This window comes from Facilibium subflavum, from assembly GCF_003574485.1.
GTDB classification, from domain to species: domain Bacteria; phylum Pseudomonadota; class Gammaproteobacteria; order Francisellales; family Francisellaceae; genus Facilibium; species Facilibium subflavum.
On the sequence record NZ_QLIT01000085.1, the window covers coordinates 1 to 22,521 of the forward strand.

General features: G+C 39.6%; 24 protein-coding genes, 1 tRNA gene and 1 pseudogene. 24 read left to right on the forward strand and 2 right to left on the reverse strand.

Annotated features, from left to right (window positions below; all coding sequences use genetic code 11):
• Positions 1 to 80: 80 nt before the first annotated feature.
• Positions 81 to 1,040 carry a histidine-type phosphatase gene (locus DNK84_RS05975; RefSeq protein ID WP_119343642.1) on the reverse strand — a complete coding sequence of 320 codons (960 nt, stop codon included), beginning with the start codon at positions 1,038 to 1,040 and terminating at the stop codon, positions 81 to 83.
• 241 nt (positions 1,041 to 1,281) lie between these two features.
• Between DNK84_RS05975 and glmM the strand changes: the two genes are divergently transcribed.
• The 24 genes from glmM to DNK84_RS06095 all read left to right on the forward strand — a co-directional run bounded on the left by glmM (position 1,282) and on the right by DNK84_RS06095 (position 22,330).
• Positions 1,282 to 2,625, forward strand: a complete 1,344-nt coding sequence (glmM, locus tag DNK84_RS05980; protein WP_119343643.1) for a phosphoglucosamine mutase — start codon at positions 1,282 to 1,284, stop codon at positions 2,623 to 2,625.
• 30 nt (positions 2,626 to 2,655) lie between these two features.
• Positions 2,656 to 3,402 carry a triose-phosphate isomerase gene (gene tpiA / locus DNK84_RS05985; RefSeq protein ID WP_119343644.1) on the forward strand — a complete coding sequence of 249 codons (747 nt, stop codon included), beginning with the start codon at positions 2,656 to 2,658 and terminating at the stop codon, positions 3,400 to 3,402.
• Positions 3,390 to 3,851 (forward strand): preprotein translocase subunit SecG, encoded by a 462-nt coding sequence (gene secG / locus DNK84_RS05990; protein WP_119343645.1) that lies wholly within the window; start codon positions 3,390 to 3,392, stop codon positions 3,849 to 3,851. The genes tpiA and secG overlap by 13 nt, the downstream gene beginning before the upstream one ends.
• Positions 3,852 to 3,892: 41 nt before the next feature.
• Positions 3,893 to 3,978 (forward strand) — tRNA-Leu (locus DNK84_RS05995).
• A 20-nt stretch (positions 3,979 to 3,998) separates the two neighbouring features.
• The gene (gene ndhC, locus DNK84_RS06000) at positions 3,999 to 4,403 is read left to right on the forward strand and encodes an NADH-quinone oxidoreductase subunit A (RefSeq protein ID WP_119343646.1); all 405 of its coding nucleotides are present in this window, start codon (positions 3,999 to 4,001) and stop codon (positions 4,401 to 4,403) included.
• Positions 4,394 to 4,879 carry a NuoB/complex I 20 kDa subunit family protein gene (locus DNK84_RS06005; protein WP_119343647.1) on the forward strand — a complete coding sequence of 162 codons (486 nt, stop codon included), beginning with the start codon at positions 4,394 to 4,396 and terminating at the stop codon, positions 4,877 to 4,879. Before ndhC ends, DNK84_RS06005 begins: the two co-directional genes overlap by 10 nt.
• Positions 4,880 to 4,883: 4 nt before the next feature.
• Positions 4,884 to 5,552 carry an NADH-quinone oxidoreductase subunit C gene (locus DNK84_RS06010; protein WP_119343648.1) on the forward strand — a complete coding sequence of 223 codons (669 nt, stop codon included), beginning with the start codon at positions 4,884 to 4,886 and terminating at the stop codon, positions 5,550 to 5,552.
• Positions 5,553 to 5,566: 14 nt separating this feature from the next.
• Positions 5,567 to 6,820, forward strand: coding sequence for an NADH-quinone oxidoreductase subunit D (locus DNK84_RS06015; protein ID WP_119343649.1), 1,254 nt, complete (start codon positions 5,567 to 5,569; stop codon positions 6,818 to 6,820).
• A gap of 16 nt (positions 6,821 to 6,836) precedes the next feature.
• Entirely contained in the window at positions 6,837 to 7,328 is a 492-nt protein-coding gene (locus DNK84_RS06020; RefSeq protein ID WP_119343650.1) for an NADH-quinone oxidoreductase subunit NuoE family protein, read from the forward strand.
• A 3-nt stretch (positions 7,329 to 7,331) separates the two neighbouring features.
• Entirely contained in the window at positions 7,332 to 8,603 is a 1,272-nt protein-coding gene (gene nuoF / locus DNK84_RS06025) for an NADH-quinone oxidoreductase subunit NuoF (protein ID WP_119343651.1), read from the forward strand.
• A 66-nt stretch (positions 8,604 to 8,669) separates the two neighbouring features.
• Positions 8,670 to 11,078, forward strand: a complete 2,409-nt coding sequence (nuoG, locus tag DNK84_RS06030; RefSeq protein WP_119343652.1) for an NADH-quinone oxidoreductase subunit NuoG — start codon at positions 8,670 to 8,672, stop codon at positions 11,076 to 11,078.
• Entirely contained in the window at positions 11,075 to 12,088 is a 1,014-nt protein-coding gene (nuoH, locus tag DNK84_RS06035; protein WP_119343653.1) for an NADH-quinone oxidoreductase subunit NuoH, read from the forward strand. The genes nuoG and nuoH overlap by 4 nt, the downstream gene beginning before the upstream one ends.
• Positions 12,089 to 12,097: 9 nt before the next feature.
• Entirely contained in the window at positions 12,098 to 12,589 is a 492-nt protein-coding gene (nuoI, locus tag DNK84_RS06040) for an NADH-quinone oxidoreductase subunit NuoI (protein ID WP_119343654.1), read from the forward strand.
• 9 nt (positions 12,590 to 12,598) lie between these two features.
• Positions 12,599 to 13,210 carry an NADH-quinone oxidoreductase subunit J gene (locus DNK84_RS06045; RefSeq protein WP_119343655.1) on the forward strand — a complete coding sequence of 204 codons (612 nt, stop codon included), beginning with the start codon at positions 12,599 to 12,601 and terminating at the stop codon, positions 13,208 to 13,210.
• A complete protein-coding gene (gene nuoK, locus DNK84_RS06050; RefSeq protein WP_119343656.1) occupies positions 13,203 to 13,520 on the forward strand; it encodes an NADH-quinone oxidoreductase subunit NuoK in 318 nt (105 codons plus the stop codon). The genes DNK84_RS06045 and nuoK overlap by 8 nt, the downstream gene beginning before the upstream one ends.
• 4 nt (positions 13,521 to 13,524) lie before the next feature.
• Positions 13,525 to 15,534 (forward strand): NADH-quinone oxidoreductase subunit L, encoded by a 2,010-nt coding sequence (nuoL, locus tag DNK84_RS06055; protein ID WP_119343657.1) that lies wholly within the window; start codon positions 13,525 to 13,527, stop codon positions 15,532 to 15,534.
• A gap of 27 nt (positions 15,535 to 15,561) precedes the next feature.
• Complete coding sequence (locus tag DNK84_RS06060) at positions 15,562 to 17,175, forward strand: complex I subunit 4 family protein (RefSeq protein ID WP_119343658.1); 1,614 nt, start codon at positions 15,562 to 15,564, stop codon at positions 17,173 to 17,175.
• A gap of 9 nt (positions 17,176 to 17,184) precedes the next feature.
• On the forward strand, positions 17,185 to 18,627 hold the full coding sequence (gene nuoN / locus DNK84_RS06065; RefSeq protein WP_235826841.1) for an NADH-quinone oxidoreductase subunit NuoN: 1,443 nt from the start codon (positions 17,185 to 17,187) through the stop codon (positions 18,625 to 18,627).
• Positions 18,628 to 18,649: 22 nt separating this feature from the next.
• Positions 18,650 to 19,006 carry an ApeI family dehydratase gene (locus DNK84_RS06070; RefSeq protein ID WP_119343660.1) on the forward strand — a complete coding sequence of 119 codons (357 nt, stop codon included), beginning with the start codon at positions 18,650 to 18,652 and terminating at the stop codon, positions 19,004 to 19,006.
• The gene (locus DNK84_RS06075; protein WP_119343661.1) at positions 19,003 to 19,761 is read left to right on the forward strand and encodes a glycosyltransferase family 2 protein; all 759 of its coding nucleotides are present in this window, start codon (positions 19,003 to 19,005) and stop codon (positions 19,759 to 19,761) included. Before DNK84_RS06070 ends, DNK84_RS06075 begins: the two co-directional genes overlap by 4 nt.
• A complete protein-coding gene (locus DNK84_RS06080; protein ID WP_119343662.1) occupies positions 19,751 to 20,701 on the forward strand; it encodes an LpxL/LpxP family acyltransferase in 951 nt (316 codons plus the stop codon). The genes DNK84_RS06075 and DNK84_RS06080 overlap by 11 nt, the downstream gene beginning before the upstream one ends.
• Positions 20,694 to 21,110, forward strand: coding sequence for an acyl-CoA thioesterase (locus DNK84_RS06085; RefSeq protein ID WP_119343663.1), 417 nt, complete (start codon positions 20,694 to 20,696; stop codon positions 21,108 to 21,110). The genes DNK84_RS06080 and DNK84_RS06085 overlap by 8 nt, the downstream gene beginning before the upstream one ends.
• Entirely contained in the window at positions 21,107 to 21,730 is a 624-nt protein-coding gene (locus DNK84_RS06090) for a LolA family protein (RefSeq protein WP_119343664.1), read from the forward strand. The genes DNK84_RS06085 and DNK84_RS06090 overlap by 4 nt, the downstream gene beginning before the upstream one ends.
• Before the next feature lie 105 nt (positions 21,731 to 21,835).
• Positions 21,836 to 22,330: a TVP38/TMEM64 family protein gene (locus DNK84_RS06095; protein WP_119343665.1), complete on the forward strand. Its 495-nt coding sequence runs from the start codon at positions 21,836 to 21,838 to the stop codon at positions 22,328 to 22,330.
• On the opposite strand, the pseudogene DNK84_RS15205 reads toward DNK84_RS06095, so the two are convergent.
• Positions 22,308 to 22,521 (reverse strand): annotated as a pseudogene (locus tag DNK84_RS15205) (IS1634 family transposase); the annotation flags it as partial. The gene DNK84_RS06095 and the pseudogene DNK84_RS15205 overlap by 23 nt on opposite strands.

A 22,521-nucleotide genomic window follows, 5' to 3' on the forward strand; every position in this document is an offset into this window, starting at 1 on the left:
ACGATGAGATTGTCTTTAGCAAGCAGACCTTATGGTATTGGGGATAACTCAATGTAGTGCCCTGGGTTTTGAAGGAATCCTTATAAAATAAGGCTTTCACATTCAAAAGTGTCAAAGTCGGGAAATTGTATAAAGCTTGCATAATCAGGTGCCTGCTTTAATGGAAGATTAAGTGCACCCATAATCGCAAGAAGTGTCAAATCGTGACCAGAATAGTAGATAAGCTTATAGCGCTGATCATGCGTTTTGACTTTTTGGATATTCTCATTTATCTGATTTAATAACTTATGTGCAATAATGTAGCTGAACTTTTGAGATTGAAACTGCATGGCTAAAGCCTTATCCCGTAAGCGAATAATGGTTTGTGCCTGGTTTTGCGTTAAACCTTTTGGTAAGGGCTTTTGGTGCGCTTTGGCAACATTGAGTACGTCTCCTATTGTCATGACATCTTGCAAATTGTTCACAGGGTTGCCTAAAATGTTATGCCATGTTTTGAAATCTTGCTGGTATGATTTTTGTATTTCTTGCCATTTTGCTGTTGGGTAAACGTCAGTTTGCAATAGCTTTAAATATTGTGGATATGGTGGCATTAGCAGTGTTGAGTTTTGTGAAAGTGTGCGAATTGGGATAACCTGGACTTTTTTCGCTAAGGCAGGTTTTTCATTCACACTTGGACCTGTGCCTGGCGGGTATAAGCCCTGAAGCAGGCTTTCAGCCGTCATAATGGTTCGGTTGGTATCGCTGGATATTGCATAAATGCTATTGGATTGATAGTGTGTCTGCAGTAATGTGTGATCCTTCATGTAAAATTTCTTTAATTTTTGGCCGACAAGGTAGGCCTGGTGCATACCTAAGGGTGTGAGCTCCTCTAAATCTGTGCCCCATTGATAAGCATGGTTTTTAATTTGTGCAAAAGGTGCACGATCTCCGTGGCGTGTGATCAGAATGCTAAATATTAGCGGGTCTTTTGTGGCGGCAAAACCATATAAAGGGATAATAAATATAAAGGCCAGTAATATTTTTATAATACGTTGATACATATGTGTTTTCTGTTGAGACTTCGTGTGTGCTTATTGTAATAAAGCCAAATAAGAATAAAAGCAAAATCTTTTATTTTTGTGACATTTATGGTTTAAGCTATTTTCTGGCGAGTATACTTGGCAGTAAAGGGGCGGGTTTGGTATTTATCCTTGATACATGCTTTTAGGTTGAATGGTATTGTATTCTGTCCATATAACTTTTATCATGCTTGCAAGTCTTTGATTTAAGAACAATAAATAGATGGCTCGAAAATATTTTGGAACCGATGGCGTTCGTGGCAAAGTGGGCGAATTTCCTATTACCGTTGAGTTTGCTTTAAAGCTTGGTAATGCTGTTGGGCAGGTTTTGATTAAAAAAGTGCAAGGTGCGCAGTCAGTTGTCATCGGGCAAGATACGCGTAATTCCAGTGATATGCTGAAATCTGCTTTTACAGCAGGGATAACAGCTGCAGGGGTGAGTGTGATAAATTTAGGTGTAGTGCCAACCCCTGTGGTTGCTTTTATGGTAACAAAGCTTAAAGCACAGGCCGGTGTTGTGTTAAGCGCCTCTCATAACCCATATTATGATAATGGGATAAAGCTGTTTTCTGATAAGGGACAGAAGCTTTCAGATTCGCTGGAAAGCGAGATTGAGCAATATATTGACCAAGGCTTTTATTATCATCCACAGGGTGATTATGGTAAAATTAGTAGTCAGATTAATCAAATTTCACCTTACATTGAACATTGTATTTCGTTGTTTAAAAATAGAATTGATTATGCTGATCGGAAAATTGTGCTTGATTGTGCGAATGGTGCAACTTTTCGTGTCGCCAAAGCTGTATTTGATCAACTTGGTCTGAAGTATATTGAAATTGCATCAAAACCTGATGGCGTGAATATTAATAAAGATTGCGGCGCGGTACATCTTGAATATCTAAAAGAAGCCGTGATTAATCACAGTGCACAGCTGGGCGTTGCCTTTGATGGTGATGGTGATCGCCTGATGCTTGTTGATGAAAGCGGTTGCAGTGTTGATGGCGATGACATTTTATATCTTTTGTCGCAACATGAAGATATCACTGGGGAGATTGGTGGTGTTGTTGGCACCGTGATGACAAATCTTGCGATTGAGCAGGCACTGGATGAGAAACGAGTTGGTTTTAAGCGTGCAAAAGTTGGTGATCGCTATGTGATGTCACTATTACAGGAGCAAAGCTGGCAATTAGGTGGTGAAGCCTCAGGGCATATTATTAATTTAAATTATAATACAACAGGTGATGGTTTGCTGGCGGCTTTGCAGGTTTTAGCTGTGTTGACAAAAACCGCAAAGCCCTTGTCTTCCCTGTTGACAATTAAGAAAATGCCGCAGATGATGGTTAATGTGCCTTTGCATCGCAGAATTGATGCCAATGATATGAGCCTTTTGATTGAAGATGTAAGCTTCGCTGAAAAACACTTGGCTGAGAATGGGCGTGTTGTGCTACGGCCTTCTGGAACTGAACCTGTGTTAAGAGTGATGGTTGAAGCGATTGATAGCGCATTGGCGAAAAAGTGGACTGAGTACTTGGTGGACTGCGTCCAGAAGAAATTACCTAATGCATGAAGGAGTGCGGTAGTGAGAAAGCAAATAATTATGGGAAACTGGAAGATGAATGGTTCCCTGTTAACAATAAAAACATTATGCGAAGCGCTAAATGGCATCGCGGACACATCAGCACATGTTGATATGGCAGTATGTGTGCCAAGTCCTTATTTGTTTTATGCACGGACGAATCTTAAAGGGGTTTGCCTTGGGGCGCAAAACGTAAGTCACCATGATGATGGTGCCTATACTGGAGAAATAAGTACTTCAATGCTTAAAGACTTTGATTGTCAGTATGTCTTGGCCGGACATTCAGAGCGCCGTGCTTTATACGCTGAGACCAACGTTGAAGTTGCACTAAAGGCAAAAAAAATCACAGATGCAGGTATGACGGCAGTTGTTTGTATCGGTGAGAGCCTGGATCAACGTTTATCAGGTGAATTGGAAAAGATTTTATTTGAGCAAATTCGTGTGCTTTTTAGCTATTTATCGCTTAAGGCATTAGCCAATATTGTTATTGCTTATGAGCCTGTCTGGGCGATTGGAACAGGGCTTGCAGCTACAGCAAATCAGATACAGGACGTGCATGCATTTATTCGCCAGACCATCACAAAATTTAACGAAAATCTTGCTAAAAATGTAAGAATTGTATATGGTGGCAGCCTGAAACCATCGAATGCGGCTGAAATTCTGGCGCTTGATGATGTCGATGGCGGATTGATTGGTGGTGCTTCCTTAAGTGGGAAGGATTTTGGTGAAATTATAAATCAGGCAAAACGAAAAACATGTTTACGTTAGTAATCACAATTCACATTGTTGTGGCAGTACTTATTGTTGCAGTAATTTTGTTGCAACAGGGTAAAGGCGCCAGTATGGGCGCTTCTTTTGGTTCAGGGTCATCACAGACTGTTTTTGGCAGTCGAGGTGCGGCACCATTTTTATTTAAGTTTACTGCTTTTTTGGTGGCAGTTTTTTTTGTAACAAGCATTAGTTTGAGCTATATTGGTAAACACTTAAATACTGATGCGTCGGCGCAAGCTAATTCGGGCGTCTCTCAAGTAGACTTCCAGAAACAACAAGCGCAACAGCAACAGTTAATTGATGAAGCAAAAGCGCAACCAGCACAGCAAAAGAGTGTTGAACCAGCATCACTAGATAGCAAAGCATTGCTGAAAACTGATCATAGTAAGTCTGATGCCCAAAGTGGTGATGATAAGGCGATGCCTAAAAAGCCAGTTGAAGCATGATTTTTAGTACATTACGATAGATGTGATGTAGTGCTTTTATTGCCAAAGTGGTGGAATTGGTAGACACGCCATCTTGAGGGGGTGGTAACCATTGGTTGTGCGGGTTCGAGTCCCGCCTTTGGCACCAAAAACGAAAGGAAATAAAGCATGTATCAATACTACAGTGTATACCATGAGTTTTTACCAATTCTGGTGTTTTTAATTGTAGCAGTTGCCATTGCCATTGCGATGGCAGTGGGTGGTAAGATTTTGTCAATTATTGTTGGTGCTAAAGCGCCAACACCTGAAAAGAATGCGCCATTTGAATGTGGGTTTGACACATTTGAGGACGCACGAATTAAGTTTGATGTGCGTTTTTATTTGGTTGCCATCTTATTTTTAGTTTTTGATCTTGAGGTGGCTTTTATGTTGCCATGGGGTGTGCTTGTGCGTGATACTGCTGGAAGTGGTGGCATTTCCTGGGCGGCATTTATTGCGATGATGATTTTTTTATTTATTCTTCTTGTTGGCTTTATTTATGAGTGGAAAAAAGGAGCATTAGAATGGGAGTAGAAGAGAATATAAAGTCTGATAAAGGCTTTGTTACTGCCAGTGCTGATGCGCTTGTTAATTGGGTGAGAACGGGGTCTTTGTGGCCTGTAACCTTTGGTTTGGCCTGTTGTGCTGTTGAGATGATGCACGCAGGCGCATCAAGGTATGACCTGGATCGATTTGGTGTTGTTTTTCGACCTTCGCCAAGACAGTCTGATGTATTGATTGTTGCTGGAACGCTTTGCAATAAAATGGCGCCAGCAATGCGTAAAGTATATGATCAGATGCCAAACCCCAAATGGGTGATTTCAATGGGATCCTGTGCAAATGGAGGCGGGTATTATCATTATTCTTACTCTGTTGTTAGAGGTTGTGATCGAATTATGCCAGTGGATATCTATGTTCCTGGCTGTCCACCTACAGCTGAAGCACTTATTTATGGTATTATTCAGCTACAGAATAAAATAAAACGAACCAATACAATCGCAAGGAAATAAAGTCATGGCACTAACAAAAGCGTTTGTTGACGATTTGGTTGCAGATTTTGGTGAGAAATTTGTTTCTGTTTGCAGCCAGTATGGTGAATTTACAGCAGAAGTTGATAAGGCTGATATTATTGATGTCTTAACGCGCTTAAGAGATGTGTATAAGTTTGAACAATTAATTGATATTTCTGGTGTTGACTATTTGACGTACGGTCAAGATGAGTGGAAGACACAAAGTGCAACAAGCACGGGTTTTTCACGGGCAGTGGTAAAAGGTCAGCTTTTGCATAAAGAACCAAATGTTGCGAAAAAACGCTTTGCCGTTGTCTATCACCTGTTAAGTCTATCGTTAAATGTTCGCATACGAATTAAAGCTTTTTTAGCTGAGTCTGATTTGATGATACAAACTTCAACAAATGTCTGGCCGGTTGCCAATTGGCATGAACGTGAAGTTTTTGATATGTTTGGCGTGATGTTTGTCGGGCACCCTGATCTGCGCAGAATTCTGACTGATTATGGCTTTGTCGGGCATCCATTTAGAAAGGATTTTCCACAAAGTGGTTATGTAGAGATGCGTTATGATGAAGCGCAAAAACGTGTGGTATATGAGCCTGTTGAGATTGACCCAAGGGTAAATACACCAAAAGTGATTCGTCATGATAACCGTTATTTAAATGAAGAGTAAACACGGGTTTTACAATGGCAGAATTTAAAAACTATACCATGAATTTTGGTCCAGTACATCCAGCCGCACACGGGGTTCTTCGTTTGGTGCTAGAGCTTGATGGTGAGCTTGTCGTAAGAGCAGATCCACACATTGGCTTATTACACCGTGGGACAGAAAAACTGGCAGAGTCAAAGCCATATAATCAAAGTATTGGCTATATGGACCGTTTGGATTATGTTTCAATGATGTGTAATGAGCACTCGTATGTATTGGCCATTGAGAAATTATTAGGTATTAAAGTACCAAGACGTGCGCAGTATATTCGCGTAATGTTTGCTGAGATTACGCGCATTTTAAATCATTTATTATGGACAGCAGCCAATAGTCTGGATTTAGGTGCAATGACCATGTTTCTCTATGCATTTAGAGAGCGTGAAGACTTGTTTGATTGCTATGAAGCGGTTTCAGGTGCCAGAATGCACGCAACTTATTTTCGTCCAGGTGGCGTTGCGCGTGATCTGCCTTTGCAGATGCCAAAATATGAAGCATCACGTTTTCGCTCAAAGAAGAAAACAAAAGCATTAAACAAAGCCAGACAAGGTTCATTGTTGGATTTTATTTGGGATTTTACTGAGCGTTTCCCTGGTATTGTTGATGAGTATGAAAGCCTTTTAACCAATAACCGTATCTGGAAACAACGAACAGTAAGCATTGGCAAGGTGAGTTCTGAGCGTGCTAAGGCACTAGGTTTTGGTGGCCCAATGCTTCGTGCTTCCGGGATTGCCTGGGATCTTCGCAAAAAGCAACCTTATGAAGTTTATGATGAGCTTGATTTTGAAATTCCAATTGGTAAAGAAGGCGATTGCTATGATCGCTATCTTGTTCGCATGGCCGAGATGCGTGAGTCAAATAAAATTATTCGCCAATGTGTCAAATGGCTTCGGGAAAATGAAGGACCTGTAATGGCGGATGATCCAAAAGTAGTTCCACCAAAGCGTGATGAGATGAAAAATGATATGGAAGCATTGATTCAACACTTTAAGCTCTTTTCAGAAGGTTATTGTGTTCCTAAAGGCGAGGTGTATGTTGGCACTGAGCATCCAAAGGGCGAGTTTGGTATTTATTTGGTTTCTGATGGGGCAAATAAGCCTTACCGTGTTAAAATTCGTGCACCTGGCTTTACGCATTTAAGTGCAATGAATGAAATGCTAAGTGGGCACATGCTTGCAGATGTGCCAGCTATTATTGCCACGCAAGACATTGTGTTTGGTGATGTTGATCGATAAAGTAGGTATAAGAAGAATGTCGGAACAAAAACAGCTGTTTTCACAAGAAATCATCAATGCGTTAAAGGCTTGGGAAGTGCGCTATCCACAAAATCAGAAAAAATCGGTAATCTTGCCTGGCCTGCATGTTCTTCAGGATCATAATGGTGGATATTTAACTGTACAGTTAATGGATAATCTGGCTAGATATTTAGGTGTGGATAACGCTTCTGTATATGAAGTTGCGACTTTTTATAGCATGTATGATTTGGAGCCTGTTGGGCGCCATAAGTTAAATGTTTGCACGAATGTATCTTGTATGTTAAATGGGGCGAAAGAAATTGTCCGTTATATTGAAAATAAACTAGGCATTAAAGCAGGGCAAACAACGGCTGATGGGCGTGTAACGCTTAGGACTGTTGAGTGCCAGGGTGCCTGTTGCGGTGCACCGATGCTAGAAGTCGATAAAGTCTTTTATGAGAACCTGGACTTTGAAAAAGTAGATCAACTGTTGGATAACCTGGAGTAAATTATGGCAAATGAAGTTTGTTTTCGTACACTCCATCTTGAAAGACCATGGTCTTTGAAAAGTTATGAATCAGTTGGCGGTTATTCTTATTGGAAAAAAATTCTGGAAGAAAAAATTCCGCCAGAAGAAATTATTGAGCAACTTAAGGTATCAGGCCTTCGTGGCCGTGGTGGCGCTGGATTTCCAACTGGATTGAAGTGGAGCTTTATGCCGCGTAATGCCCCTGGGCAGAAATATGTTGTCTGTAATTCTGACGAAGGTGAACCGGGTACCTGTAAGGATCGAGAAATTCTACGAAATAACCCCCATCAGCTTATTGAAGGTATGGCTATTGCCGGGTATGTAACAGGTTCAACAGTTGGTTATAATTATATTCGTGGTGAATTTTATGAGCCGATTGCGCGTTTTGAAGCAGCATTAGAAGAGGCACGCGCCATGGGGATTTTGGGCAAAAATATCCGTAATTCAGGTATTGACTTCGAGCTTTATTGCTCTATTGGTGCAGGTGCTTATATTTGTGGTGAAGAAACAGCGTTATTAGATTCATTGGAAGGTAAAAAGGGCCAGCCAAGGTTTAAGCCGCCTTTCCCTGCAAATAAAGGGCTTTATGGCTGTCCCACAAATATCAATAATACAGAAACATACGCATCTGCCCCTGTTATTTTAGAAAAAGGTGGGCAGTGGTTTCAGAAACTTGGTACTGAAAAAAGTGGTGGAACCAAACTGTTTTGTGTTTCAGGTCATGTCAATAAGCCCGGCGTTTTTGAGGTTGGGCTTGGTTTGCCTTTTACTGAGCTTTTATCACTTGCCGGTGGCGTGAAAGATAATAAAAAAATTAAAGCAGTCATTCCAGGTGGTAGTTCCTGTAAGATTTTAACAGGTGATGAGATGCTTAAGGTTACAATGGACTATGAATCCATTGCTGATGCAGGCTCTATGCTTGGATCAGGTGCTGTTGTTGTGATCTCTGAAGGCACTTGCATGGTTGAGATATTAGCACGTCTTGCTGAGTTTTATTATGAGGAGTCTTGCGGGCAATGTACACCTTGTCGTGAGGGAACTGGCTGGATGGCCAGAGCGCTTGAGAGAATTTTACATGGTCAAGGCAAGATTGAAGATTTAGAAAATCTGGAGCGTGTTGCTTATAATATTGAAGGCAATACTATCTGTGGCTTAGGCGATGCTGCTGCTTGGCCTGTGCAAAGCTATATTAAAAAATTCAGACATGAATTTGAGTATATGATAACAAATAAACGCAGCATGTGTGCTGCTTGATAGTTGGTGAGTTTAGTCATCAACTATCATATGGTAGAAAAAGAGTAACATTTAAGGGTGAGGCCTGTGTCAGAACAACAAGCGCCAAAAATTACGATAGAAATCGATGGGCAGCCTTATTATGCAAATCCTGGTGAAATGGTTATCCAGGTGGCAGATAGGCATGGTATTTATATTCCTCGTTTTTGTTATCATAAAAAGCTTTCTGTTGCGGCAAATTGTCGGATGTGTCTGGTTGAAATTGAAAAAGCAAGAAAGCCATCACCTGCATGCGCAACGCCTGTTATGGACGGGATGAAAGTCTTCACTAAATCACCAAAAACATTGTCCTATCAGAAAAAAGTGATGGAGTTTTTGTTGATTAACCATCCTTTAGATTGCCCTATTTGCGATCAAGGCGGTGAATGTGAGCTACAGGATATTTCCATGGGTTATGGCAATGATGTGTCAAAGTATAGTGAAACAAAGCGTGCCTTTGATGATCCAAGTTTAGGACCACTGGTTGCAACAGATATGACGCGTTGTATTCAATGTACACGTTGTGTACGTTTTGGTGAAGAGATTGCCGGTGACAAAGAACTTGGTGCGATGGGGCGAGGAGATCATGTCTATATCAGTACTTATGTGAAAAACACGGTTGACTCTGAGCTGTCAGGAAACATCATTGATTTGTGCCCGGTGGGTGCATTGACATCAAAACCTTTCAGGTTTAAAGCACGTGCCTGGGAGCTTCAGCAATACCCAACTATTTCCTGCGCTGATGCGGTTGGCGCTAATGTGTATGCACATGTCAGACGCAACCAGTTAATGCGTCTGGTGCCAAAAGATAATGAGGCGATCAATGAAACCTGGATTGCAGATAAAGATCGCTTTAGCTATCTTGGTGTGCATAGCCAAGATCGCTTGCAATCCCCTATGATTAAAAAAAATGGCACCTGGCAGACGGTTTCGTGGGAAGAAGCGCTTGATTTTATTAAGGTTGCTATTGAGCAGACAAAACAGCAAGATGGTGTACAGGCAATCTCCAGCATTGCATCGGAGTCTTTGCCAACTGAGGCACTTTTTCTGTTACAAAAGTTAATGCGCGATATTGGCACAAACAATATCGATACTCGCCTTAAGCAAGGTGGGCTGGAAAAAGGTGTATATTCATCTACAGGCCTTGATTGTTCATTGACTGATATTGAACAAGCAGATGCCATTTTATTGCTTGGCAGTTATCTTAGAAAAGAAATACCATTAATAAACCACCGTGTAAGAAAGGCGGTAAAAAACAATGCACAAGTTATAGCAATTAATAGCCAGTATTATGATTTCAATTATCCAGTTGAAAACGTACTGGTAGAAACAAGTGAGCTTGTTTATGCATTATCTAGCCTTGTAAAAGCGGTCTCTCAGCGAGTTTCCAAAGCACCCGTATCAAAAGATATTTTAAAACAATTTTTAGCTGATGTTGATATAGCACCAGCGATTGAGGAAATCGCTGCAAAATTGATCGAGGCGAAAGCGCCTGTTGTTATTGCAGGTTTTGATGCCGTTTTAAATAAAGACTTCGCGCAGATTTATGCGCTTATTGCTGTTATCAAGGATTTACTGGGAGCAAAAGGTGGCACTTTAAGCTTTGGGGCTAACAGTAAAGGTGCTTTGCTTTCTGGTATGACACCTGAATATACGCCACAGCTAAATACTGCTCAAGAAGTAGGTAAAAGCGCTAAAGAGGTTTTTTCTGGACAAACAGATACCAAGCTTTTGCTTTTGGCAGGCGTTGAGCCAGAGCTTGATGCGATCTGGGGTGAAAAGGTGACAAAAGCATTAGGCAAGATTGACATTGTTGTTGCATTTTCAGCATTTGACAATGAAGCGATGCGTGAATATGCAGATATTATGTTGCCGATTGCAACACATTTTGAAGATGAAGGGTCATTTGTTAATATCAGTGGTGAAATCCAGCATTTTAAAGCGGTGATTTCAGCAGTAGGCGACAGCAAGCCACTATGGAAAATTTTGCGTGTATTAGGAAATTTATTATCAATTGAAGGTTATGAGTATCAAAGCGTTGATGAAGTTTTCAAACAGTGGCATGCAATTGAAAAACAAGAGAACCATGTTGATGTTGAGGGTTTATTATCCTCGTCTTTGCCTGCTATTACAGATAAACCAGGCCTGATGCCGATTATATCGATGTATAAAACGGATGCTTTGTTGCGTAGAAGCAGCGCTTTACAGCAGACAAAAGATGCCAAATGGTATGATTGTGTTCGTGTTTCTCAAAGTATTGCCAGCGCATATGCTTTGGAGGAGGCTGAGTTTATTGGTTTTCATATTGACGGTGAAGATTATATTTTATCATTTTCAATTGATAAAGATATTGCGCAAAATACAATTGCAGTACCATTTCAGCTTATGCCAGCTTGTATTGATAGTGATACGAGTGTTAAAATTAAGCCGGTTAAAGCAGAGGTAACAGAACAATGATTATAGATATTATTTGGATTGTTTTAAAAATCTTGTTGATTATTATTCCGCTTATCCTAGTCGTTGCCTATTATACTTTTGCCGAGCGAAAGGTTATTGGCTATATGCAAGATCGTATCGGACCAAACCGTGTTGGGTCATTTGGTCTATTGCAACCGATCGTTGATGCAGCCAAATTGCTGTTAAAGGAAATCATTATCCCAACCAAGTCAAACCGCTATTTATTTTTCATTGCACCGATGCTTGCTTTTGCGCCTGCCTATACAGCCTGGGCTGTGGTGCCATTTGGTAAAGGAATCGTGCTGGCTGATATTAATGCAGGCTTGTTGTATGTTTTAGCAATGACTTCGATTGCCGTTTATGGTGTTGTGATTGCAGGCTGGGCTTCTAATTCAAAATATGCAATGTTTGGCGCATTAAGAGCAGCTGCACAGGTTGTGTCTTATGAGCTGGCAATGGGGTTTGCTATTGTTGGTGTTTTAATTGCGGCAGGTTCATTGAATCTATCGACTATTGTTGAGACACAACAAGGTGGTATTTGGCATTGGTATTTTATCCCTTTATTCCCTTTGTTCATTATTTATTTTATCTCAGGTGTCGCCGAGACAAACCGTGCACCATTTGATGTGGTAGAAGGCGAATCAGAAATTATTGCCGGGCACCATGTTGAATATTCCGGTGCGCGCTTTGCATTATTCTTTTTGGCTGAATATGCCAATATGATCTTAATTAGTCTCTTGACAGCAGTATTTTTCTTAGGTGGTTGGATGTCACCTTTTCAAAGTATTCCAGGTTTAGATCAGTTTTTTAGTTTTGTGCCGGGAATGATTTGGCTATTTCTAAAAACGGCTGTTTTTATGTTTATATTTTTATGGATCCGGGCGACATTCCCAAGGTATCGCTATGATCAGTTGATGCGTCTGGGCTGGAAAGTATTTATTCCATTAACACTTGTCTGGGTAATTGTCGTTGCATTGATGGTCAAGCTTGGCCTAGGACCATGGTGGTAAGGAGTCAAAATGTTTAAAGCGATAAAACGCTATGTAAGTACTTTTTTACTTTGGGAGCTTTTAAAAGGCTTAAAAGTAACAGGAAAACACTTGTTTACACGCAAGGTTACCGTACAATATCCTGATGAAAAAACACCACAATCTGGTCGCTTTCGAGGGCTTCATGCTCTACGTCGTTATGAAAATGGTGAAGAAAGGTGTATTGCCTGCAAGCTTTGTGAAGTGGTGTGTCCAGCCTTGGCTATCACGATTGAAGCTGAACCTCGCGAGGATGGTTCAAGAAGAACAACAAAATATGAAATCGATTTGTTTAAGTGCATATATTGTGGATTTTGTGAAGAATCATGCCCGGTTGACTCAATTGTTGAAACGCGTATTTTTGAATATCACTTTGAAAATCGTGGTGAAAATATTATGACCAAAGCCAAGCTTTTAGCGATTGGTGATGAGTATGAAGAACAAATTGCAGCAGATCGTGCTGCTGATAAAGCGTTTAGGTAGGAAGGTGTTATGACGGTTAATATTATATTTTATGTATTCGCTGCGCTAACTATTTTAGGTGCTTTATTGGTGATAAGTGCAAAAAACCCGGTTAGAGCCGTTATTGCTAAAGTATTTACTTTCTTTGCAGCAGCAGGGATATGGTTGACAATGCAACAAGAGTACTTGGCTTTGCTTTTAATTGTCATATACGTTGGCGCTGTTTTAGTTATGTTCTTGTTTGTGGTGATGATGATTGATATTGACATCATGAGCAAACAAAAGAAACTTGTGATTTATTGGCCAGTGGCTATCCTGCTTTGCGCATGCCTGGCAGTATTGATTTCTATGCTTGTCATACATAGTTTCTCCGGTCAGGAAATGACAGGCGGAAAAGGTACGGTTAGAGCATTAGGAAATTTAATGTTTTCAGATGATTATTTATATGCTTTTGAGTTGGCGGCAATGGTGCTGTTGGCTGCGATGGTTGCGGCTATCACATTGACGTTCCGTGGCAGAAAACCTGGTAATAAAGCAGTAAATCCAGCGCTTCAGATTAAAGTCGATCCAAAAGACAGATTGACAATGCTGAAGCTTGATGCTGAGAAGAAGGATGATAAGGGAGATAAAACTGATGAATAGTATTCCTATTCCTGTGACACACTATTTAATTTTTAGTGCGATCATTTTTTCATTAAGCATCGCAGGTATTATTATTAACCGTCGTAATCTGCTTATTTTATTGATGTCAATTGAGTTGATGCTCTTAGCAGTTAACACGAATTTCATCGCTTTTTCAAGCATGCTAAAACAAAGTACAGGTGATGTATTTGTCTTTTTTATCTTAACCGTTGCAGCAGCAGAAGCCGCAATTGGTCTGGCAATTGTTGTCGTGTTATTTAGAACAAGAAAGACAATTGATGTTAGTAAACTAAATACATTAAAGGGTTAACGTAATGAGCATTGACTTTATTATTGCCATTATTATTCTTGCACCAGCAATTGGTGCGATTATCGCAGGATTTTTCTCTAAGCAGGTGAAACTGTCAGGTGTTAATTTCATTACGGTTGCTTTAGTGGCTTTATCTTTTGTACTAAGTGCTGTGCTAGCTTACGGTGTTTATGTCAATAACGCAGTCTATAACGTCACGTACTTTAATTGGGCACTGTTTCCAAGTATTGGTATGAAAGTTGCTTTTACGGTGGATCGCCTATCGGTATTTATGATGCTGATCGTCACGTTTGTTTCGACACTTGTGCATATTTACTCTATTGGTTATATGCGCGGTGATAAAGGTTATGCGCGTTTTTTCTCCTATATTTCAGGCTTCACCTTTGCAATGCTTTGTTTGGTAATGGCCAGCAATTTCTTGTTACTGTTTTTTGGCTGGGAAGGCGTTGGCTTATTTTCCTATTTATTGATCGGTTTTTATTTTGATCGTGATTCAGCGAATGAGGCTTCACTTCGTGCTTTTATTATGAACCGTGTGGGTGATTTGGGCTTTTTGCTGGGTATTGCCGCGGTTATTTATTACTTTAATTCAATTGATTATCACACGGTATTTACTGCAGTAAATAATATCAATAATACGCAAATGATCTCTTTTTTAGGATTACACTTCTCGCCGATTACACTTATGTGCGTATTACTTTTTATCGGTGCGATGGGAAAATCAGCGCAGTTTCCACTACATACGTGGCTTGAAGGCTCAATGGAAGGTCCAACGCCTATTTCAGCACTAATTCATGCCGCAACAATGGTGACAGCAGGTGTGTTTATGGTGGCCCGTTTGTCACCGATGTTTGTTCACTCGCCAATGGCATTAAGCTTTGTGATGATTATCGGTGGAATTACCTGTTTGTTTATGGGGTTATTGGCAATTGTTCAGATGGATATCAAGCGAGTTATCGCTTATTGTACGCTGTCTCAATTAGGTTATATGATGGTAGCACAAGGGGCATCTGGCTTTTCAATCGGGATGTTCCATTTAATGACCCATGCAATGTTTAAGGCATTGTTGTTCCTGGCCGCAGGCTCTGTTATTGTAGCCCTTCATCATGAGCAGGATATGCGTAAAATGGGCGGTTTACGCAAGTATATGCCAATCACTTATATCTGTATGATTATTGGTGGTTGGGCATTAGCCGCGATTCCGCCTTTTTCAGGTTTTTTCTCAAAAGACTTGATTATCGATGCTGCTAAAGTTACTACATTACCAGGACATGAATTTGCCTATTATTTGGTGCTGGCTTGTGCTTTTGTTACCTCGTTTTACACTTTCCGCTTTATTTTTATGACATTTCATGGCAAGCCAAGAATGGATGCGCATACAAAAGCACATATCAAAGAATCGCCATGGAGTATTTTAATTCCCTTAATATTGCTATCGATTGCGTCAATTTTTGCTGGGATGCTATTTTTTGAATCAGCATTAACACCGAATCTAACGACGAGTCAAAGTTTTTTTGGCAACACGATCAGTCAATATATTCAACCGGCTTTAGGTAATATGACCGTAGTTTCAGCTTTAGCCGCTGAATCATACACCAAAACGCCATGGGATTATATTGCGCATTCTGTTCATACATTGCCATTTTGGCTGGCAATTTCCGCTTTGGTTCTATCTTATATTCTTTATGTGTTATTTCCACGCGTGCCACAATTCTTAGCTCAGGCGAAATCTGGTGTCGGTATTTTGCATTATGTGTTGGTAAAAAAATATTTTATCGATGGACTTTATGATGTGTTCTTTGTGAAAGGCAGTGTGTTACTGAGTAAGATTTTATGGGTTGTTATCGATATCTTTATGATTGATAAAGTAGCTGTTCATGGCAGTGCCGGCTTGATCTATTTTACCGGTAAAAAGCTAAGAAAGCTGCAACGCGGCTACATATTTGATTATGCACTGGTATTGCTTATTGGTGTGGTTGCATTAATTGTATGGTTGATATTTTGGGTAAACTAAAGCGCCAGGTAGAGGAAATTTAATATTATGTTTATTACTCACTATTTATTGAGTTTATTAATCTGGGTCCCCATTATCGGTGGATTTCTTGTGTTGGCAGCCAAATCGCCTGATGGTCGTAAAGAAGCTGCACGTTGGAGCGCGTTGGCCGTTGCTGTTTTAACGCTGTTATTGTGTATTCCCTTATATATGGACTTTAACCCGGCAAGTGCACAAATGCAGTTTGTGGAGAAAGTCAGATGGTTTAGCCTGTTTGGCAATAATGATGCGGTATATTATGCATTAGGCGTTGATGGATTCTCGGTATTATTTATTATTCTGACCTGTTTTACAAACTTGGTAATCGTATTAGCGGCCTGGAATAGCATCACAGTTCGCTTAAGACAGTATATGGCCATTTTTTTGATTACAACAGGATTAACAAACGGCGTATTTGCCGCACAAGATACGATGTTATTTTATTTTTTCTGGGAAGCCTTGCTGATTCCAACAACATTAGGTATTGGCATTTGGGGTGGTAAGAAAAAAGCCTATGCGGCAATCAAATATTTCTTATACACTTTTGCCGGTTCGATTTTTTTGCTCATCGCATTTTTGTATATCCAACATCAAGTCACACAATTACCAACTACGGATTTAGTTGATAGTGGGACGTTCTCAATTGTAAACTTTATTCATTGGGCAACGCAAATAAGCCCAACAGGCACACTTGTTAATATTACACTTACGGCACAATGGTTGCTATTTGGTGCTTTCTTCTTAGCATTTGCGGTAAAAATTCCAATGTGGCCATTTCATTCATGGCTTCCTGATGCGCACTCAGAAGCGCCAGCAGGTGGTTCAGTCATCTTGGCCGCACTGATGTTAAAGCTTGGTGCGTATGGCTTTTTACGCTTTGTATTGCCTTTGATCCCAACGATCACAGCAACGCTAGATTGGTTCTTAATTATTATATCTTTAATTGCAATCGTGTATGTTGGTATTGTGGCAATGGCGCAAACAGATTTTAAGCGCTTGATCGCCTACTCCTCTATTTCTCATATGGGCCTGGTGACGTTAGGGATGTTTTCAATCTTCTTGTTAGTTAAAAGCTCACCTGAGCATGCTTTGGGGCTTGCTGATGCACAATTGGCTGTCCAAGGCGCTGTCTTTCAAATGATTGCACATGCTTTTTCATCTGGCGGGATGTTTATTGGCTGTGGTTATTTATACTTGCGCATTCAATCGCGTAATATCGCAGACTTCCAGGGTGTAGCACGCTCTATGCCTGTCTTTGCTGCCTTTTTTATGCTTTTCTCACTTGCAAATGTTGGTTTACCTGGCACAAGTGGTTTTGTCGGTGAATTTCTTATCGTTTTGGCAGTATTTAAATATGCGCCTTGGGTTGCTTTATTGGCTGGGTTGACCTTAATTATTGCCCCGGCATATACATTGTGGATGTATAAACGTGTTTTCTTTGGCAAAGTGGTAAGTAATTCAATTGCTAATTTAAAAGACATTTCTGGCCTTGAAGTGCTTGTTTTTGTTTTATTAGCTATTCCAACAGTATTTTTTGGCTTTTATCCGGAGCCAATATTGCAAGTTTCTTCAGCTGCTTCAACATATGTTATTCATGCAGCACACTTGATAACAATAGGATAAATAGAGATCATGATGTTAGCAGATATTATTACCATACTACCTGAAATCACAATTGCTGTTGCTGCAATGGTGGTAATGTTGTCGGATTTGTTTTTCGGCAAATATGTTAAAAATCTGGCTTATATTTTGACGCAGATTTTTTTGATTATTGCCGCCTGGATGACGTTTGAGCAGTTTGTTTCCCCTGTTTATGTCGGTTTTGGTGGACAAACTTATTCCAATGATTTCACGTTTATTTTACAAGAGTTTATTTTTCTGGCAGCTTTTTTGGTCTTTATCTATGGGAAAGACTATATTGAAGATCGTAAACTGCCACAAGGTGAATTCTATACGCTGTCACTTCTATCTATCCTGGGCGCTGTGACTTTGGTATCAGCATATAGTTTATTAACGGTGTATATCGGCCTTGAGTTATTATCATTGCCACTTTATGCCTTACTGGCAATTCGTCGCAATTTTGCCAAGGGTGCAGAAGCCTCGATTAAATATTTTATCTTAGGTGCAATTACCTCAGGTTTACTATTATATGGTATGTCTTTTATTTATGGCATTACCGGCAGTTTAAACCTTCATGATATTGGCATTTATTTGGCTAATACCAATCCAGCACATTTAAATATCGTCTTGGTTGGCATGGTGTTAATGATCACAACCGCAACGTTTAAACTTGGCGCGGTTCCTTTTCATATGTGGGTGCCTGATGTTTATGAAGGCTCGCCAAATGCCGTAACAGCGTTTCTAGCCTCTGTACCAAAACTGGCAGCATTTGCCATGCTTGTTAATATTCTAATGGTTGCCATGCCTGCACAAGCCTTTGCCTGGCATAAAGTGTTAATGGTCTTAGGGGTTATTTCAATTTTCTTTGGTAATTTATTAGCACTTGCTCAGACAAATTTAAAACGCCTGTTAGGTTATTCAACCATTTCGCATATTGGATTTGTTCTATTGGCCTTAATCTTATCGCCTGACGCTTTTGCTGTATCTACGGCCTTATTTTACATTATTGTGTATATCTTAATGGCGGCAGCATCATTTGGGGTGTTAATTGTTTTAAGTGTCAAGGGGAATGATGTTGAGGATCTCGTTGATTTTGCCGGGTTAAACCGTCGAAACCCATGGATTGCTTTTTTAATGTTAATCCTGATGTTTTCTATGGCAGGGATTCCACCATTATCAGGCTTTGTAGCGAAACTGTTTGTTGTTATGGGCTTAATTGATGGGCATCATTATGTCTTAGTAACTTATGCCTTGATTATGTCCGTTATTGCATCATTTTACTATATTCGCGTGGTTAAAGTGATTTATTTTGATGAACCAAAAAATCAAACACCGGTTTATGCGAATAAAAACACGCTTTTAGGCTTGAGTATAAATTCATTACTGATCTTAATTTTTGGTTTGTTCCCAGCATTACTGGTTAATTTAATTCATCCAGTTTATACTCTTTTTTAAACAATATAATTGACACTTTGCCATGAAATATCCCAAGGTTGTCACGCGATATCCTGATACATTTGATCAAACAAGTCAGCTTAAGATTCTGCTTTTTTTTGATCAATCCCTTTTGGCCTTTAAAGGGCATTTTCCAAATATACCGGTTCTACCAGGTGTTGCACAAACCGACTTTGCCATTTATTTTGCCAGCCAATTTTTAGCGCTTGATAGAAAACGGGTTGATAAAATTCAGCAGCTTAAGTTTACCAAGGTTATTAAGCCTGATATGCAATTATACTTAGCGCTTAATATCATGGATACGCGTTTAGACTTCCGCTATTTTGACCAGCATGATAGAGTGTATGCTATCGGTAAGATAGCGCTTATGAGCTCATGAGTCAGTATTGTTTGATTATTCCTAATTATAATCATGGGAAAACCTTATCATCCCTTCTTGAAAAGCTCTCAGGCTATCTCCTTCCTTGTATTGTTGTCGATGATGGTAGTGATTTGTATAACAAAAATCTTATTGCAAGCGCTGCTTCTCGGCATAATTGGGTGGAAGTGATTACATTGCCAGAAAATTATGGGAAGGGTGGTGCTGTGATGGCAGGTTTTCTCAAGGCATCTAAACGTGGGTTTAGTCATGTAATTCAAATTGATGCAGATGCTCAACATGCTGCCAGCGATATTGAAAAGTTTATTGCATTATCTAAAAAATGCCCTCAAGCCGTTATTTCAGGTCAACCTGTGTATGATCAAAGTGTACCAAAATCGCGGTTACATGGTCGTAAGATTACGAATTTTTTTGTAATGCTTGAAATCTGGAGTACGAAGCTTGTTGAGGCGATGTGTGGTTTTCGTATTTACCCTTTGGTTGTTTTAGCCAAAACCATGGCAAAATATCAGCATCATCCTGTGCCTTGGCGGATGGAATTTGATATTGAAATCCTGGTCAAGCTTTATTGGGAAGATGTTGATATTATCTATATTCCCACACGTGTGACATATCCAGAAGATGGCTTGTCTCATTTTAAACTCTGGCGCGATAACTTAAGAATATCATGGTTACACACACGTTTATTATGTGGAATGATTATTGCCATGCCCAAACAAAAAATGAAAATATGGATAAAAAAGCATGGGAAGTAAAGGGCAGAAAATCTGGCATTGGTCAAAATTGCCTGAGAAAGGCACTTTGCTAGGGCTTAGAATAAGTTTATGGTGCTACCGGTTATTAGGGCGGCGGTTGACGTATTTACTCATCTATCCAGTGATGGCTTATTTCTTTTTAACATCACCGCAGGCGCGGCGATCCTCAAGAAAATATCTAGAACAAGCTGAAAACTATGCATTAAGTCATGTTATTGCATTTATCAAGCCATCAAGCTTTAAACATTTTATTGCCTTTGGTCAAAGTATCATTGATAAGCTCGCTGTCTGGTCAGGAAAGATTGGTTATGGACAAATTAATTTTCCAAATAAACAGGTATTAATGTCACTGGTCGCGCAGAAAAAAGGTGCTGTTATCTTTACCGCACACTTAGGGAATATGGAAATTACCCGTGCCTTGTCACGACTAACTCCGGGGCTTAAAGTCAATGCATTAGTATTTAATAAGCATGCACAAAAGTTTAATCAGACCTTAAATGCAATCAATGCTGATTTTTCCTTGAGCATGATTGAAGTCAACGATATTGATATGTGTTTTGCCATGCGTTTACAAGAGAAAATTGACCGTGGTGAGCTTATTGTGATTGCCTGTGATCGCACTTCTGTGACAAAGCCTGATAAAAATTTACAGGCGGACTTTTTAGGAAAAAAGGCTTATTTCCCACAAGGGGCTTTTATTTTAGCAGCAACCCTGAAAGCACCCGCTTATACGATGCTATGCTTGAAACAAAAAGATAAGCACTTTCACGTCGTTTTTGAACATTTTGCTGATGAGCTTGCTGTACAGCGGAAAAATAAGTTACAATCGCTGACACGCTATGCGCAGCAATATAGTGATTTTCTTACACCATACTGTTTGGCTTACCCTGAACAGTGGTTTAATTTTTTTGATTTTTGGGCGCCGATGGATCATGAGTGATAATATTACACATAAAACAGTGATCAAAATTCCATTTTTTGATGTTGATAGCCTTCAGATTGCCTGGCATGGTCACTATGTCAAGTATCTTGAAATCGCGCGATGCGAGCTTCTGGATAAAATTGGTTATAATTATAATGATATGGCAGACTCTGGTTTTATGTGGCCAATCGTTGATTTACAGATTAAATACATAAAACCTGTTAAATTTGGCCAGTTAATTGAAATTGAGAGCAAAATAATTGAGTATGAAAACAGGCTTAAGATCGCGTATAGCATTTATGATCAGAAAACAGGGAATAAGCTGACAAAAGCGCTGACAACGCAACTTGCATTAGATTTACAAACACATGAGTTACAATTTGTCTCACCTGAAATATTAATTGATAAAATAAGGCGCTTTACATGAAACGATTCTTTTTTCTGGCTATACTGACATTGTTTGTATGTAATGTATATGCAGATGATTCGGTTTTTTCACACCCATTAAGCCAAAAAGACAAACCTGTTTTTACTGAAATACAAAAGGCGCAGGCGCAAATGGATCACATTCGTGGCGACTTTACACAAACACGGAATATGAAGCTTTTATCACGTCCACTTAAATCATCGGGAACATTTGAGCTAGATAAGTCCAAAGAGTTGACATGGTCACAGGAAAAACCGTTTAAATCAACACTTGTTGTCACCGATAATGAAATCCGTCAGTCAATCGAGGATAATCCGCCAATGATTATCACTGCCAAAGAGCAGCCGATCGTGTTTGCATTTACACGTGTGTTTCTTTCTATTTTTAAAGGCAATACAGCAGCGATTGAGCAGTACTTTAACATTTACTTTCAAGGTGATGCAAAACACTGGATTGTTGGCTTTAAACCAAAATCATCTCCTTTGAATAAAGCGATTACAAGCATTGTTATGGAAGGTGGGGTATATGCCAGCAAAATTACGGTAAATGAGGCTAAAGGAAACCAGATGATCATTGAGTTTTCAAATGTTTCATCAATAAAAAGCACGGCAAAATCATGAGGTTTTGTTGTAAATGTGCTGGATGATTTTATATGTTCTCATTGATTTTTCGTATAACTTCCTGTGTGATAATAGGTATTGATTACATTGTGAATGGGAAAATACATGCGCACAAAAACGTTATGGCCGATTATTCTGTTAGCCATCGGGTTTGTGCTGTTCTTTTCTTTAGGTGGTGAGAGATATCTACATTTAGACACAATAGCAAAGAACTATCAATATCTACAACGCTTTACGACAGATCATTATTTTTTAAGTGTGATTTTATATATGCTCATTTATGTCGCTATTGTAGCATTTTCAGTGCCAGGAGCGACGGTGATGACACTGTTAGGTGGATTCTTATTTGGTACTTTTTTGGGTGGTATCTGGGCGATTCTATCTGCAACGATTGGCGCAACAATGACTTTTTTGGCAGTGAAAATAGCATTTGCAGAAGCATTACGACAAAAGGCAAAAGGTAGTATTAGGAAAATGCGTGATGGTTTTAAAAAAAATGAACTGAATTATATCCCGACTTTGACACTTTTGAATGTGAAAGCCTTATTTTATAAGGATTCCTTCAAAACCCAGGGCACTACATTGAGTTATCCACAATAACAAAAGGTGTGCTTGCTAAAGACAGTCCCATAGTTTGATAAATCTAAGCTGCATGCGCAACAGTAGCTGATGGAATGCCTTATTTCTTTTCAGTTTTTCTATGCTTAAGTATACTCACATGTACATACAGTAATTCTTTATGAATGACTTCAGGCGAAAGCTTCTGTTATTGTAAAGCCACTCGGTATATG